Genomic DNA, 13,282 nt, shown 5'->3' with positions numbered 1-13,282 from the left:
GCGTCCGCCCCCCGAGTCGGCAGCGGGGTCGCGCGGCCATGGCGGATAACCGCGCATGCGGCCCGCTTAGGTTTGCTTGGGCCCGTTCAGGCCGGAAGCGGCCCGCCGGCATGGATCATCTCGGCATGGGCGCGGGCGATCTCGGCGTCGCGGCCGGCGCCCATGAGCGCCATCACCCGGCCGTCCTTGACGAAGCGGGCGACGAAATCCTCCCCGGCCGCGCCATCCATGCGGATCTCGTCCCAGCCCTCGGCATGGCCGAGATAGCGGTATTGCCGGCCGAGCGCGGTCCAGAAGAAGGGCACGTCGACATCGCCCGGGGGCTTGCCGAGCATCGCGCGCGCCGCCCGCGCGCCGTGCTGGCGCGCCACGCGCCAATGCTCGATCCGCACCGGGCCCCACGGGCCCGGGACGCGGGCCACGTCGCCCGCCGCAAAGACGCCTTCCAGCCCCTCGACCGACAGGTCGGCGCCGGTGCGCAGGCCCCCGTCCTCTTCGGGCGAGAGCCCCTCGATCGCGGTGGCCGGGCGCACCCCGATCGCCAGGAGCGCCAGGTCGGTCTCGATCCGGCCGCCATCCTCGAGCGTCACCGCCGAGACGCGGCCTTCGCCCTCGAAGCCCGCGACCCTGGCCCCGGTGACGAAGCGCACGCCCTTGGCCTCGTGCTCGGCCATGATCGCGCGGCCGATCTCCTCGCCGATGATCTTGGCCAGTGGCACCTCCTCGCGCAGCGCCACGGTGACCTCGAGCCCGCGCTTGGCGAGGCTGAGCGCCGCCTCCATGCCGATGAAGCCGCCGCCGACGAGCACGGCGCGCCCGGCCTCCCCTGCGGCGCGGGCCAGCGCCTCGGCCTGCGCGCGGCTGCGCAGGTAGTGCAGCCCGTCCAGATCGGCGCCGGGCAGGTCGAGCCGGTTGGCGCTGCCGCCCGTGGCGATCAGCAGCGCGTCATAGCCATGGGTGGCGCCGGCTTCGGTGCGGATCTCGCGCGCCGCCGCGTCGATCGCGGCGACGCGGCCCTCGACCAGATCGATGTCGCGCGCGGCCAGCGCCTCGGGGCCCGTGAGGGTGAGGTGGCGCGGCAGCTCGCCGCTGGCCAGCACCGCCTTGCTCAGCAGCGTCCGGTCATAGGGCGGCTGCCCCTCGGGCGAGATCATCTCGATCGTGCCTTCGAAGCCCTCCTCGCGCAGGCCGAGCGCGCAGGCATCCGCCGCCGCGCCGCTGCCGGCGATGGCCATGCGGCGCGGCTCGTCGCCGCGGCGGACATGGGCGGGGGCGGGGTGCGGATCGGCGTCCTTTGGAACCTCGACGAAGGCGTGGCCGTCGCGCAGCTCGACCGCGTAGCGGCGCAGGTCGCCATGGCCCGGCGGCTGGGTCTGCCGGCCGCTCGCGACGTCGAAGCAGGCGTGGTGGAACGCGCAGATCAGCCGGTCGCCGTCGAGATGGCCCTTGGAGAGCGGCAGGCCGAAATGCGGGCAGGCATGGGCCAGCGCGGTGACCGCGTCGCCGCGCCGGATCACCAGGATCGCGGTGTCGCCCGCCATCACCTTGAGGGGGCGGTTCTCCTCGAGATCCGCGACCGCTCCGATATCGTGCTGCGTCATGGCTGGCCTCCGCTCGCTATGCATGGGGCGAACCAGCGGCGGCAGGGCGGGTTCCACGCCGGGGGCGGCCCCCGGCGCGGCATGTCAGCGCCGGCGCGTGACCTTGCGCTTTTCCTTCTTGGCCTTGGCGGCTTCCTTCTTCTTGGCGACGGCGAGCTTGCGCTTGCCCGGCTTGGCCGAGCGGCGCGCGGGCCCGCGCGGCAGGCTCTTGCCCTCGATCTCGAGCAGTTCGGCGATCAGCCCGCCCGAGATCGGCGCCGCCTCGACCAGCCGCACCAGCACCCGCTGGCCCAGCCCGATCACCTGGCCGCTGTCGGCGCCCATCAGGGTCTGGCTCTCGGCGTCGTGGTGAAAGAACTCGTTCCCCAGCGAGCGGATCGGCACCAGTGCGTCGGCGCCGGTCTCGTCGAGCTTCACGAACAGCCCGAACCGCGCCACGCCGCTGATCCGGCCCGGCAGCTCGGTGCCCAGCCGCTCGGACATGTAGGCGGCGAGGTAGCGGTCGGTGGTGTCGCGCTCGGCCAGCATCGAGCGGCGCTCGGTGTCGGAGATCTGCTTGGCGGTGGCCTCGAGCTGCTCGATGTCGACCTCCGACAGGCCGTCCTTGCCCCAGCCATGCGCCGAAATCAGGCCGCGATGCACGATCAGGTCGGAATAGCGCCGGATCGGCGACGTGAAATGCGCGTAGTCCCTGAGCGCGAGGCCGAAATGGCCGAAATTCTCGGGGTTGTAATAGGCCTGCGTCATCGAGCGCAGCGTGGCGAGGTTGATCAGCTCGTCCTGCTCGGTGCCCTCGGCCTGCTCCAGCAGCCGGTTGAGATGCGCGGTCTTCAGCACCTGCCCCTTGGCCAGCGTCAGGCCCGAGCCCTTCACCACCTCGCGCAGCGCCTCGAGCTTGTCGGGGTTGGGCTCCTCGTGGACGCGGAACAGCAGCGGCTGGCGCTTGGCGATCAGGGTCTCGGCGGCGCAGACATTGGCCAGCACCATGAACTCCTCGATCAGCCGGTGCGCGTCGAGCCGCTCCTTGAAGGAGATCGAGGCGACCTTGCCCGCCGCGTCGATCTCGATCCGCCGCTCGGGCAGGTCCAGTTCCAGCGGCTGGCGCCGCTCGCGCGCCTGCCTGAGCGCGCCGTAGGCCGCCCAGAGCGGGCGCAGCACCGGATCGAGCAGGGTGGCGGCGCGGTCGGAGGGCGCGCCGTCGATCGCGGTCTGCGCCTCCTCGTAGGAGAGCGAGGCGGCCGAGCGCATCAGCGCCCGCTCGAAGCGGTGGGAGATCTTCTCGCCATGCCGGTCGATGCGGATGCGCGCGACGAGCACCGCGCGCGGCACGCCTTCGTGCAAGCTGCACAGGTCGCCCGAGAGCCGGTCGGGCAGCATCGGCACGACCCGGTCGGGGAAATAGGTGGAATTGCCGCGCTTGCGCGCCTCGCGGTCGAGCGCGGAGCCCGGGGTCACGTAATGCGCGACGTCGGCGATGGCGACCCACAGGATGTGGCCGCCCTCGTTCTCGGGGTCGTCGTCGGGCTGCGCCAGCACCGCGTCGTCATGGTCGCGCGCATCCGACGGGTCGATGGTCACGAGCGGCAGCTCGCGCAGGTCGGTGCGGCCCTTGAGGCCCGCGGGCTTCATCCTGTCGGCTTCCTCGAGCACCTTGTCGGGGAAGTGGTCGGGGATGCCGTGCTGGTGGATCGCGATCAGCGACACCGCGCGCGGCTCGGTCGGGTCGCCCAGCCGCGAGGTGATGCGCGCCTTGGGCAGGCCGAGGCGGCCCTTGGGGCCGGCCTGCTCGGCCTCGACCAGCTCGCCGTCCCTGGCGCCGTGCTCGGCGCCCTCGGGGACGATCCACTGCTTGTCGACGCCCTTGTCGATCGGCACGATCCGCCCGCCTTCCGAGCCCTTGCGGAACACGCCGAGGATGCGCAGCGGGTTGGTGCCGATCTTGCGGATCAGCCGCGCGGTGTAGTCCTGATCCTCGCCCGGCGTGGCGGTGAGCTTGGCCAGCAGCCGGTCGCCCGCGCCCATCGCCGGGTCGCTCTCGCGCGGCAGGATGAGCACGCGCGGCTCGTCGCCCTCGCCATGCCATTCGAGCGGCTGGGCCCAGAGGTCGCCGTTCTCGTCGGGCGGCAGCACCGAGAGCACGCTCACGGGCGGCAGGCGGTCGGGGTCGCGGTAGCTGCGGCGGCGCTTCTCGAGATGCCCCTCGGCCTCGAGCTCGCGCAGCACGCGCTTCAGGTCGATCCGCGCCGCGCCCTTGATGCCGAAGGCCTTGGCGATGTCGCGCTTGGCGGTCTGGGTCGGGTTGTCCGAGATCCACTGCAGGATCTCGTCCTTGGAGGGCAATCTGTTCATGGCGGGCAGGTAGCACGCGCATGGGGGGTCGTCACGGAAGAAGCGACAGCTCCATGTCACGATGCGGAATGCCGGCGTCGTCGTATTCCGGCCCGTAGGCCACGTAGCCGAGCCGCTCGTAGAAGGGCAGGGCATGGGTCTGGGCCGAGAGGTACAGCCGGGTCACGCCGGGCCGGGCGCGCAGCACCTCCTCGGCCTTGCGCATGATCGCCGCGCCGATCCCGGCGCCGCGATGTTCGCTGAGCACCGCGACCCGGCCGATCTTGCCGGTCTCGCCCCTGAGCAGCAGCCGCGCCGTGCCGACCGGGCTCCCGTCGAGCGTGGCCAGCAGGTGGACCGCCTCGCCGTCGAGCCCGTCCATCTCCTCGGCCTCGGAGACGTTCTGCTCCTCGATGAAGACGGTGCGGCGCAGCGCGTGGCAGGCGGCGAGATCGTCGGTCTCGGTGACGCGCAGGCTCATGCGAAATAGTCCTTCAGGATGCGGCCATAGACCGATTTCAGCCGGTGGATCTGGTCGACCTCCACCCGCTCGTCGACCTGGTGCATGGTCTGGCCGACCAGCCCGAACTCGACCACCGGGCAATGCGCCTTGACGAAGCGCGCATCCGAGGTGCCGCCGGTCGTCGACAGCACCGGCAGCGTGCCGGTCTCGGCCTCGACCGCCTGCGAGACGAGCTGCGACAGCCGGCCCGGCGGGGTGAGGAAGGCCTCGCCAGAGACCTTCACCTGCATGTCGATCCCGACGCCGAACTCCTCCGTCACCCAGCGGGTCTCGGCCTGCAGCCACTCGGTCAGGCTCGCGCCCGAATGTAGGTCGTTGAAGCGGATGTTGAGCGTGGCGCGGCACTGGCGCGGGATCACGTTGGTGGCCGGGTTGCCGGTGTCGATCGTCACCACCGCCAGCGTCGAGGCGTCGAAATGCTCGGTGCCCTGGTCGAGCTCGTGGCTCGACAGCCGGTCGACGAGGCGCGCCATGGCCGGGATCGGGTTGTTGGCGCGGTGCGGGTAGGCGGAGTGGCCCTGCGTGCCGGTCACGGTCAGATGCGCGTTCATCGAGCCGCGGCGGCCGATCTTGATCATCTCGCCGAACGTCTCGGGGCAGGTCGGCTCGCCGACAAGGCAGACATCCATCTTCTCGCCCGTCTCGTCCATCCAGTCGAGCAGCGCGGCGGTGCCGTCGATACCGTCGCCCTCCTCGTCGCCGGTGATGGTCAGGATCACCGCGCCCTCGGGCGGCGTGGTCCGGACGAAGTCGATCGCGGCGGCGGCGAAGGCGGCGACGCCCGACTTCATGTCGCAGGCACCGCGGCCGTAGAGCTGGCCGTCCTTCTCCTCGGCGCCGAACGGGTCGAAGCTCCAGTCGTCGCGGTTGCCCACCGGCACCACGTCGGTGTGGCCGTTGAAGCCGAAGCTCTTCGCCGCGCCCCTGTCGCCCCAGCGGGCGAAGAGGTTGTCGATGCCGCCGCGCGGCACGCGGGTGCAGTCGAAGCCGGCCTCTTCCAGCATCTCCTGCAGCAGGCCCAGCGCGCCGCCCTCCTCTGGCGTGACCGAGGGGCAGCGGATCAGCCGCGCGGTGAGATCGGCGGGATCGATGGGGGCGGGCATGGCGGTCCTCCTCGCGCGGTGCCGCAAAGGGGTAGCGCGCGGGGCGCGGGGTTTCAACGCCGGGCGGAGTCTCGCGCGAGGCGCGGGCCCCGCGTCAGTGCCCCGCGTCAGTGCAGCGTGTCGGAGCCGCCCTTGGCGTCCTCGAAGAAGGGGGTCATCTGCGCGACGATCACCGAGTTCTCGTCGAGCGCGCGCTGCATCAGCTCGCGCTCGTCGGCCTCGATGTCGTGGCCCTCGGCCAGCCGCTCCTCGAGCGTGCCGTAGCCTGTGACGTCGAGCGGCGCGAGGTCGGCCTGCTTGAGGATGGCGACGGTCTCGCGCACCGCCTCGGCCTCGTCGACGCCGGAGGCGTAGCACATCAGCGCCGCGCCGGTCGCGCCGTCGGGCAGGCCGTCGCCGGTCCTGCGGCCGACTTCCACGAGCAGGGTGTAGACCTGCTGGGTCCGCTTGGTCTTGTCGGTGTCGCGCGCCATGGCTTCGGCCTCTCGTCCAGTCACGGGCCGCAGGTGGCACCGCTGGCCTTGATGCGCAAGACCCCGCGCCGATGGCGCGGGGTCCCGAAGACATCGTCGCGGCGGCGGATCAGCCGTGCTTCTTGCCGCGGATCATCCGCGCGACGCCGATCAGGATGCAGGCGCCGATGAATCCGGCGATCAGCGACCCCCAGAACCCCGAGAGCCCGCCGCCCACGAGACCGAGGAGGAAGTTGAACAGCATCGCCCCGAGTATCCCGAGGATGATGTTCATCAGAAGGCCCATGTCGGCCTTCATGAACTTCTCGGCCAGCCAGCCGGCGATCGCGCCGATGATGATGGCCGTGAACCAACCCACACCGCTCATGTCGTCACTCCGTCATTTTGCCGGGAACCGCCCGGCTCTCGGAGCGGCAACACCGCGACCGGCCGTCGCGTTCCGCGCTCAGCCCATCACCTCGATGATCACCGCCACGAGGTAGACGCCGAGCATCGCCACGCTCTCGAAGCCGATCCGGGCCGGGCCGCGGCGCTGCCGGGCGATCAGGCCGGCCAGCAGGATGCCGGTCATCAGAAGGCCGGTGCCGAGCCAGTAGAGGTCGCTCGTGCCCATCGCGTGGTAGAGCGAGCCGTCGCGGAAGCTCAGGTCAGAGGCCACGAGGAACAGCGTGTCGAAGGTGTTGCCGCCGATGATGCCGCCCACCGCGAGCTGCAGCGCGCCGCGCCGCACCGCGACCAGCGTGGTGACGAATTCCGGCAGCGAGGTCACGACGGCGGTGATCAGCGAGCCCACGAGGCTCGAGCGCAGGCCGAAGCGCTCAATGAAGGTGCCGCCGACCTGGCTGATCACCCAGCCGCCGAGGCCCATCACCGCGACGAGCGCGGCGAAACGCAGCGCCGGGCCGCGGGCCGAGCGGTTGGCCTCCTCGGAATCCTCGGGCTCGTCGGTGCGGGTGTCCGACGTCATCACCGGCCGCCACATCGGCTGCTCGGAGACCCGCGCCGAGAGCCGCACCCCGTAGAGATAGGCGAGAAACAGCACCACCGAGACCGGGTGCACGCCGAGATAGGCGATCTCCGGCCCGGCGATGGCGCAGAGCGGCAGGCTGAGCAGGATCATCAGCATCACCGCCTGGATCAGGTTGGCGGGCTCGGCGGCGGCATGTTCGAGGTTGGCGCGGCGGTAGATCAGGTCGGCGATGGCGAGGAACAGGGTCTGCGCCGCGATCCCGCCCACCGCGTTCGAGAAGGCGAAGGATGCGTCGCCCGAGAGCGCGGCGTTGACCGAGACCACCACGCCCGCGAGCGACGTCGCGCCGCCCAGGATGATGCCGCCGACCATCGCCTCGCCCATGCGGGTGCGGTCGGCGATGATGTCGGCGAGCCGCGTGGCGCGGATCGACGAAAACACGACGGCCGCCCCCGCGAGCGCGAAGACGGCCAGAAGAAGCGGCAGGGGCAGGTCCTTGATCATGCCCCCCCAAGGGCCGGCCCCGGCGCGGAGTTCCGCCGCGCGGGGCCGGTCTAGGGGATCAGTCGCGCAGCAGTTCGTTGATGCCGGTCTTGGCGCGGGTCTTCTCGTCGACCTTCTTGACGATCACCGCGCAGTAGAGGTTCACGCCGCCCTTCGAGGGCAGCGAGCCCGAGACCACCACCGAGTAGGGCGGGATCTCGCCGTAGCTCACTTCGCCGGTCTCGCGGTCGAAGATCTTGGTGGACTTGCCGATGTAGACGCCCATGCCGAGCACCGAGCCCTCGCGCACGATGCAGCCCTCGACCACCTCGGAGCGGGCGCCGATGAAGCAGTTGTCCTCGATGATGGTCGGATCGGCCTGCAAGGGTTCCAGCACGCCGCCGATGCCGACGCCGCCCGAGAGGTGCACGTTCTTGCCGATCTGCGCGCAGGAGCCGACCGTGGCCCAGGTGTCGACCATGGTGCCGCTGTCGACATAGGCGCCGAGATTGACGAAGGAGGGCATCAGCACCACGCCCGGCGCGATGTAGGCCGACTTGCGCACCACCGCGTTCGGCACGGCGCGGAAGCCCGCGTCGCGCCAGCGGTTCTCGCCCCAGCCGGCGAACTTGCTGTCGACCTTGTCCCACCAGCCGCCGCCCTGCGGGCCGCCCGGCTGCATCTCCATGTCCTTGATGCGGAAGCCCAGCAGCACCGCCTTCTTGGCCCACTGGTTCACTTTCCAGTCGCCGCCATCGGCCTTCTCGGCCACCCGCAGCTCGCCGCGGTCGAGCGCGTTCAGCGTGTCCTCGATCGCCTCGCGGGTCTCGCCGCCGGTCTGGGGCGTGATGGTGTCGCGCGCCTCCCAGGCGGCTTCGATGGCGGTTTCGAGCTGTGCGATGGTCATCCCTGTCCCTCCGGTGGCGGATACGGGTCCGGGACTAGATCGCGCGGGGTCTTTGTGCAACCGTCCCGGCGTCAACCGGCGCGGCGCGCGCCCGAACCCGGAGCCAGGCCCCCGCATGACCTCCACTGCGCATGGCGCGGCGCTGCTGGCGCTGTTCGACCGGCTCTACGTCATCAACCTCGACAGCCGCCCCGACCGCCGGGCCGAGATCGCGGCCCAGCTCGCGCGGCTCGGCCTGTCGCTCGAGCACCCGGCCGTCGAGCGGGTGCCGGCGCTCAGGCCCGAGAGCCGCGGCGGCTGGCGCAGCATCGGCGCGCGCGGCTGCTACGAGAGCCATCTCGCCGTGCTCGACCGCGCGGTGGCGGCGGGGCACGGGGCGATCGCGATCCTCGAGGACGACATGGACGTCTCGCCGGGCCTTCTGCGCGCCGATCCGGCCGAGATCACCGGCTGGCGCGAGCGGGATTGGGCCTTCCTGCATGGCGGCCACGCGGCCTCGCGCGCGGCGCCCGCGCTGGTACCGCTGCCGCCCGGGCGCGACCTGCTGCAGACGCATTTCATCGGGCTGCGCGGCGACGCCATCGGCTCGGCCCGCGACCACCTGCGCGCCATGGCGGCGCGGCCCGAGGGCGCGCCCGAGGGCGGGCCGATGGACGTGGACGGCGCCTATGGCTGGTGGCGGCGGGCGCGGCCCGACCTGCCGGCGGTGCTGGCCCAGCCGGCGCTGGCCTACCAGCGCGCCTCGCGCACCGATGTCAGCGCGCCGGGTTGGAAAGACCGGGCCCCGCTGCTACGCACGGTGATCGGCGGCGCGCGCCGCCTGCGCAACCGCCTGCGCGCCATCTGAGCTTCCGGAGACCGCATGACCAAGACCCCGCCGCAGCCCCGCAAGGAGTCGTTCCGCGACAGCCGCGAGGACCGGATCACCACGGGCCAGATCCCCGACACGCCGCAGACCCGCTCGCCGGCCTACCGGCTCGCCTTCCTCGACGAGGATTTCATGGTGCGCGAGGCGCTGCGCCCGGTGCGGCTGCAGCTGGAGCTTCTGAAGCCGGAACTCCTGATGAACGAGGCCGAGGTGAACTCGGCCGTGGTGCTGTTCGGCGGCGCGCGCATCCCCGAGGCGGCCCAGAAGCACACCGCGCGCACCGAGACGCTGGCCGAGCTGTCGGCCTTCTACGAGGAGGCGCGGGTCTTCGCGCGTCGGATCACCGAGGAGTCGCTCAGATCCTCGAACGGCACCGAGAACGTCATCGTCACCGGCGGCGGCCCCGGCGTGATGGAGGCCGGCAATCGCGGCGCGCACGAGGCGGGCGGGCGTTCGGTCGGGCTCAACATCGTGCTGCCGCACGAGCAGGCGCCCAACGCCTACGTGACGCCGGAGCTCGCCTTCAACTTCCACTACTTCGCGATCCGCAAGATGCATTTCCTGATGCGCGCCAGCGCGATCTGCGTCTTCCCGGGCGGATTCGGCACGCTCGACGAGATGTTCGAGTCGCTGACGCTGATCCAGACCGGGCGGATGCGGCGGGTGCCGTTCCTGCTGTTCGGCCGCAAGTTCTGGGAGCGGATCGTCGACTGGCAGGCGCTGGCGGAGGCCGGCACCATCGCCGAGGAGGACCTGCAGCTGTTCCGCTTCGTCGAGACCGCCGAGGAGGCGCTGGAGGCGATGGCGAATTGGGAGCACGCCGGCGAGCGGCGCGAGCACATCCCCGGCCGGGCCGAGTAACGAAAGGGGCGCCGCGGCGCCCCTTGCCATCAGGCCCGTCGGCAAGGCGTGCCGCTCCCGCTTTCGGGGCCGGAGGCCCTGTCAGGCGCGCTTGGCGAACAGGTAGCCACTTGCTTGGTATTCGGTCGCCCACTCGGCGCGATGCGCCGACAGGACGGACCTGAAATCCGCCATGTTCGATGGCTCGTCTGCGATCAGCAGCCAGCCATGATCCTCCACGTGATCGAGCAGGGCGGCGAGAACCGACATCCGCTCGGCCCGGCCGAGCATGTGAAGCGTGCGGTCGATCACGATGACGCCGAACAGGCCCGGAGGGGTGTAGGTCGTGACGTCCGCGACGACGGCCTCGATCGCCAGCCCGTCCTGTCGCGCGGCGGCCTCGAGGTCGCTGATGCCGTTCGGCGACAGGTCCACGTCCAGAACGGAGTGACCCCGCCTCGCGATGAACAGCGCGTCACGGCCCTGACCGCATCCGACATCGAGCACGCGCGTCGGCTTCGGCCCGAACCGGTCGAAGAAATCGACGAAGGCCTTTGTCGGGCTGCCAAGCGCGTCGGGGGTCTCGCCGTAGAGCTTGTCGTAATCGTAGGCCATGGCGTCTGGGTAGCGCGGCCGGCCGAAAAGGGCGAAGTGAATCTCGCCATGCATCGCCGATCCGGCCCGCATGGCGGATCGCCGCGATCGGTGGGGGGCTTCCCTAGAGTCCCGAAAGGGAGGCGGGCCGGGGCCCGCGCCCCGGTCAGGCCTTCTTGACCTCCGAGTCGCCCTTCAGCACCTCGGAGCCGTCATCCTGCTCGATCAGGTAGGCCGGGTCGTCCTGGCTGGCGTCGCGGGTGATCTCAGAGCCGTCGATCTTCTTGGTGATCTTCTGGTGGTAGACCTTGGTCACCTTGCCGGTGCCGGTGCCGTTGCCCCACTCCCATTTCACCTTGTCGCCTTCGCTGTAGGCCATGGCGCGTCCTTTCCGCTGCGTCGGTTCGGGGCCGAAACGGCGGGGGCGGGGCCGGCGTTCCGGCCCCGCGACGCGAGGTCTCAGGCGAGAGGTCTCAGGCGCGCGTCAGGCGCGGGCGGTCGGGCGCTGCGGCTGGCGGGTCTGGTTGGCAGCCTGTGCCAGCATCCGAAGCTCCGCCTGCACCCGGCCGATCTGCATCCGCAGCGCCTCGGGCGCCGGGTCCTGGCCCTGCGCCTCGGCCACCAGCTCGCGCTGGCGCGTCATCAGCGCGGTGGCGCGCATCTCGCGGTTGGCCTTGCTGCGCGCCGGCACGAGGAAGAGCGGCGTCAGGCTCTTCAGCTCGGGCTTCTCGGCCACCAGCGCGTCGTAGCCTTCCTGGTCGCCGATCGCGGTGATCTCGTGGTGGAAGCCGATCTGGCCGGGGATCAGGATGTAGGCCTGCAGGTTGCGGCTGGCGTTGCGCAGCCGCACGACGGAGTGCTCGACGTGCATCTTCAGCTGGTACGAGGCCACCGGCTTCAGCGCGTCGAACTCCTTGGGCAGGGTCTTCTGCGGCATGCCCAGAAGCCGCGCCATCGCCTTGAGCACGTCGATCGAGGATTTGACGTTCAGCGCCTTGAGAAAGCGCTCGCCCGAGGTCTTCGAGGCGCTCTCGTTCTTCTCGGTGCCGCCCGATTTCGGCACGAAGAAGGAGATGCCGTTGGCCAGCGGGATCGAGCCGTTCTGGGTCAGCGGCCCGAGCGGCTTGCCCTCCTGCGCGGCCTGGTCCCAGGCCCAGACGTCGCGCCAGATCGCCCGGCCGATCAGCGGGTCGGAAAGGATCGCCGCGCGCAGCGGGCCTTCCACCGCGCTGACCTCGAAGGCGATGTCGTTGAGCTTGATCTGCACTGTCGTTCCCCCCTGTCGGCCCGCGTTGCGGGGCCCGTTGATTATGCCCGTGCCTCGGCCTCGATCTGGGCGCGGCTCTTGCGCTGCCGCTCGGTCGCCGATTTCAGCTGGCCGCAGGCGGCCATGATGTCCTCGCCGCGCGGCGTGCGGATCGGGCTGGCGTAGCCGGCCTTGTAGATGATGTCGGCGAAGGCGCGGATCCGGTTGTTCGAGGAGCGCTCGTAGGGCGAGCCGGGCCACTCGTTGAAGGGGATCAGGTTGATCTTCGCGGGAATGCCCTCGATCAGCTTCACCAGGCGGCGCGCGTCCTCGTCGCTGTCGTTGACGTCCTTCAGCATCACGTACTCGAAGGTGATGCGCTCGGAATTCGACAGCTTGGGATAGGCCTTGAGCGCCTCCAGAAGCTTCTCGATGTTCCACTTCTTGTTGATCGGCACCAGCTTGTCGCGCACCTCGTCGGTGGTGGCGTGGAAGCTCACCGCCAGCATGCAGCCGATCTCTTCCGCGGTGCGCGCGATCTCGGGCACGACGCCGGAGGTCGACAGCGTGATGCGGCGGCGCGACAGCGCTATGCCCTCGCCGTCCATGGCGATCTGCATGGCGTCGCGCACGCCCTCGAAATTGTAGAGCGGCTCGCCCATGCCCATCAGCACGATGTTCGACAGCAGCCGGCGCTCCTCCTTCGGCACGCCGGGGCGCGGCCATTCAGCGAGGTCGTCGCGCACGATCATCACCTGGCCGATGATCTCGCCCGGGGTGAGGTTGCGCACCAGCTTCTGGGTGCCGGTGTGGCAGAAGGAGCAGGTCAGCGTGCAGCCGACCTGAGACGAGATGCACAGCGTGCCGCGCTCGTCCTCGGGGATGTAGACCGTCTCGACCTCGTGGCCGCCGGCAATGCGCACGAGGTACTTGCGGGTGCCGTCGGTCGAGACCTGCTTCGAGACGATCTCGGGCAGGCCGATGACGAAGTTCGCGGCCAGGAGCTCGCGGTACGGCTTGGCGAGGTTGGTCATCTCCTCGAAGTCGCGCACGCCCCAGTGGTAGATCCACTGCCAGACCTGGTTCACCCGCATCTTGACCTGCTTTTCCGGCGTGCCGGCGGCCAGGAGCGCCTCGCGCAGCGCCGGCCGGGTCAGGCCGACGAGGTTGACCGGCCCCTCCGGCGCCTTGCGCGGGATGGTCACCAGGTCCTGTGTGATCGGGGCGGTGGCGGTCATGGGGGTACCTCGCGGCCGGGATGATCCGGCAGATATGGGAAAGCGGGGCCGGTCATCAAGGAAAACCGGCCCCGCTTTCGGGTCACGTTCGAAACTGGCGCGCCCTAA

The 13,282-nt window shown here is 70.7% G+C and carries 14 protein-coding genes; 2 read left to right on the top strand and 12 right to left on the bottom strand.

Going from position 1 to position 13,282, the window contains the following annotated elements:
- Positions 1 to 86: 86 nt before the first annotated feature.
- From BLT43_RS08190 to dapD, 8 genes are all read right to left on the bottom strand, one after another.
- The gene (locus BLT43_RS08190) at positions 87 to 1,601 is read right to left on the bottom strand and encodes an FAD-dependent oxidoreductase (protein ID WP_165612571.1); all 1,515 of its coding nucleotides are present in this window, start codon (positions 1,599 to 1,601) and stop codon (positions 87 to 89) included.
- Between the two features lie 84 nt (positions 1,602 to 1,685).
- Positions 1,686 to 3,950, bottom strand: coding sequence for a ribonuclease R (gene rnr / locus BLT43_RS08185; RefSeq protein ID WP_090111788.1), 2,265 nt, complete (start codon positions 3,948 to 3,950; stop codon positions 1,686 to 1,688).
- Positions 3,951 to 3,981: 31 nt separating this feature from the next.
- Positions 3,982 to 4,410 carry a GNAT family N-acetyltransferase gene (locus BLT43_RS08180; RefSeq protein WP_090111786.1) on the bottom strand — a complete coding sequence of 143 codons (429 nt, stop codon included), beginning with the start codon at positions 4,408 to 4,410 and terminating at the stop codon, positions 3,982 to 3,984.
- Positions 4,407 to 5,555 (bottom strand): succinyl-diaminopimelate desuccinylase, encoded by a 1,149-nt coding sequence (dapE, locus tag BLT43_RS08175; protein ID WP_090111784.1) that lies wholly within the window; start codon positions 5,553 to 5,555, stop codon positions 4,407 to 4,409. Before dapE ends, BLT43_RS08180 begins: the two co-directional genes overlap by 4 nt.
- Before the next feature lie 107 nt (positions 5,556 to 5,662).
- Complete coding sequence (locus tag BLT43_RS08170; protein ID WP_090111782.1) at positions 5,663 to 6,028, bottom strand: hypothetical protein; 366 nt, start codon at positions 6,026 to 6,028, stop codon at positions 5,663 to 5,665.
- Between the two features lie 109 nt (positions 6,029 to 6,137).
- Positions 6,138 to 6,395 (bottom strand): GlsB/YeaQ/YmgE family stress response membrane protein, encoded by a 258-nt coding sequence (locus tag BLT43_RS08165; RefSeq protein WP_090111780.1) that lies wholly within the window; start codon positions 6,393 to 6,395, stop codon positions 6,138 to 6,140.
- Between the two features lie 78 nt (positions 6,396 to 6,473).
- Positions 6,474 to 7,502 (bottom strand): sodium:calcium antiporter, encoded by a 1,029-nt coding sequence (locus tag BLT43_RS08160; protein ID WP_090111778.1) that lies wholly within the window; start codon positions 7,500 to 7,502, stop codon positions 6,474 to 6,476.
- Positions 7,503 to 7,560: 58 nt separating this feature from the next.
- Positions 7,561 to 8,388, bottom strand: a complete 828-nt coding sequence (gene dapD, locus BLT43_RS08155) for a 2,3,4,5-tetrahydropyridine-2,6-dicarboxylate N-succinyltransferase (RefSeq protein WP_090111776.1) — start codon at positions 8,386 to 8,388, stop codon at positions 7,561 to 7,563.
- A 115-nt stretch (positions 8,389 to 8,503) separates the two neighbouring features.
- Here dapD and BLT43_RS08150 point away from each other — a divergent pair, with 115 nt between their 5' ends.
- Entirely contained in the window at positions 8,504 to 9,235 is a 732-nt protein-coding gene (locus tag BLT43_RS08150) for a glycosyltransferase family 25 protein (RefSeq protein WP_090111773.1), read from the top strand.
- Between the two features lie 15 nt (positions 9,236 to 9,250).
- A complete protein-coding gene (locus BLT43_RS08145; RefSeq protein ID WP_090111771.1) occupies positions 9,251 to 10,117 on the top strand; it encodes an LOG family protein in 867 nt (288 codons plus the stop codon).
- An 81-nt stretch (positions 10,118 to 10,198) separates the two neighbouring features.
- On the opposite strand, the gene BLT43_RS08140 is transcribed toward BLT43_RS08145, so the two are convergent.
- The 4 genes from BLT43_RS08140 to rlmN form a co-directional block, all read right to left on the bottom strand.
- On the bottom strand, positions 10,199 to 10,765 hold the full coding sequence (locus BLT43_RS08140; protein WP_165612570.1) for a class I SAM-dependent methyltransferase: 567 nt from the start codon (positions 10,763 to 10,765) through the stop codon (positions 10,199 to 10,201).
- 91 nt (positions 10,766 to 10,856) lie between these two features.
- Positions 10,857 to 11,069, bottom strand: coding sequence for a hypervirulence associated TUDOR domain-containing protein (locus BLT43_RS08135; RefSeq protein WP_090111767.1), 213 nt, complete (start codon positions 11,067 to 11,069; stop codon positions 10,857 to 10,859).
- A 105-nt stretch (positions 11,070 to 11,174) separates the two neighbouring features.
- Positions 11,175 to 11,957: a hypothetical protein gene (locus BLT43_RS08130; RefSeq protein ID WP_090111765.1), complete on the bottom strand. Its 783-nt coding sequence runs from the start codon at positions 11,955 to 11,957 to the stop codon at positions 11,175 to 11,177.
- A gap of 41 nt (positions 11,958 to 11,998) precedes the next feature.
- Positions 11,999 to 13,174 (bottom strand): dual-specificity RNA methyltransferase RlmN, encoded by a 1,176-nt coding sequence (gene rlmN / locus BLT43_RS08125; RefSeq protein ID WP_090111763.1) that lies wholly within the window; start codon positions 13,172 to 13,174, stop codon positions 11,999 to 12,001.
- Positions 13,175 to 13,282: the final 108 nt, after the last annotated feature.

Origin of the sequence: Limimaricola pyoseonensis (assembly GCF_900102015.1) — a bacterium.
GTDB lineage: Bacteria > Pseudomonadota > Alphaproteobacteria > Rhodobacterales > Rhodobacteraceae > Limimaricola > Limimaricola pyoseonensis.
This window is presented reverse-complemented; position numbering and strand designations above follow the sequence as displayed.

Excerpts from the sequence above, each read along its gene's own strand:
- dapD (WP_090111776.1), bottom strand. The coding sequence starts at position 8,388 with ATGACCATCGCACAGCTCGAAACCGCCATCGAAGCCGCCTGGGAGGCG.
- BLT43_RS08160 (WP_090111778.1), bottom strand. The coding sequence starts at position 7,502 with ATGATCAAGGACCTGCCCCTGCCGCTTCTTCTGGCCGTCTTCGCGCTC.
- BLT43_RS08165 (WP_090111780.1), bottom strand. The coding sequence starts at position 6,395 with ATGAGCGGTGTGGGTTGGTTCACGGCCATCATCATCGGCGCGATCGCC.
- BLT43_RS08170 (WP_090111782.1), bottom strand. The coding sequence starts at position 6,028 with ATGGCGCGCGACACCGACAAGACCAAGCGGACCCAGCAGGTCTACACC.
- BLT43_RS08145 (WP_090111771.1), top strand. The coding sequence starts at position 9,251 with ATGACCAAGACCCCGCCGCAGCCCCGCAAGGAGTCGTTCCGCGACAGC.
- BLT43_RS08190 (WP_165612571.1), bottom strand. The coding sequence starts at position 1,601 with ATGACGCAGCACGATATCGGAGCGGTCGCGGATCTCGAGGAGAACCGC.
- dapE (WP_090111784.1), bottom strand. The coding sequence starts at position 5,555 with ATGCCCGCCCCCATCGATCCCGCCGATCTCACCGCGCGGCTGATCCGC.
- BLT43_RS08180 (WP_090111786.1), bottom strand. The coding sequence starts at position 4,410 with ATGAGCCTGCGCGTCACCGAGACCGACGATCTCGCCGCCTGCCACGCG.
- BLT43_RS08150 (WP_090111773.1), top strand. The coding sequence starts at position 8,504 with ATGACCTCCACTGCGCATGGCGCGGCGCTGCTGGCGCTGTTCGACCGG.
- BLT43_RS08140 (WP_165612570.1), bottom strand. The coding sequence starts at position 10,765 with ATGCATGGCGAGATTCACTTCGCCCTTTTCGGCCGGCCGCGCTACCCA.
- BLT43_RS08135 (WP_090111767.1), bottom strand. The coding sequence starts at position 11,069 with ATGGCCTACAGCGAAGGCGACAAGGTGAAATGGGAGTGGGGCAACGGC.
- rnr (WP_090111788.1), bottom strand. The coding sequence starts at position 3,950 with ATGAACAGATTGCCCTCCAAGGACGAGATCCTGCAGTGGATCTCGGAC.
- rlmN (WP_090111763.1), bottom strand. The coding sequence starts at position 13,174 with ATGACCGCCACCGCCCCGATCACACAGGACCTGGTGACCATCCCGCGC.